The following is a 538-nucleotide window of genomic DNA, read 5'->3' as shown; positions in this document are numbered from 1 at the left end:
AGACGCTGACCGAATGCCGCGGCTCCTGCCGCGATTCCGCCTGGCTGCTGGTGCAGGCGTTGCGCCACCTGGGCTTCGCCGCCCGCTTCTGTTCCGGCTACCTCATCCAGCTCGTGGCGGACCAGAAGCCGGTCGATGGCGGCGCCGAGGGCCCGACAGCCGACTTTACCGACCTGCACGCCTGGGCCGAGGTCTATCTGCCCGGCGCCGGCTGGGTCGGCCTCGACGCCACTTCCGGCCTGATGGCGGGCGAGGGGCATATCCCGCTCGCCGCGACGCCGGACCCGCAATCGGCGGCCCCGATCTCGGGCCTCATCGAGAAGGCCGAGACAGAGTTCGGCTTCGAGATGGCGGTGACCCGCCTGCGCGAGACGCCGCGCGTCACCAAGCCCTATACGCCGGCCGTGTGGGCTGCGATCCAGGCCGCCGGCCTGAAGGTCGACAAGGCCATCGAGGCGCAGGGCATGCGCCTCACCATGGGCGGCGAGCCCACCTTCGTCGCCGCCACCGACCGCGACGCGGCCGAATGGAACACCGA

At 71.6% G+C, this 538-nt stretch carries 1 protein-coding gene; it reads left to right on the top strand.

Annotated elements, in window-relative coordinates; all coding sequences use genetic code 11:
- A partial coding sequence (locus AC1DWF_RS37995; protein ID WP_476843567.1) for a transglutaminase family protein occupies positions 1-538 on the top strand: 538 nt, incomplete at both ends.

The sequence above is a fragment of the Aminobacter sp. P4_D5 genome (assembly GCF_056401815.1).
This window is presented reverse-complemented; position numbering and strand designations above follow the sequence as displayed.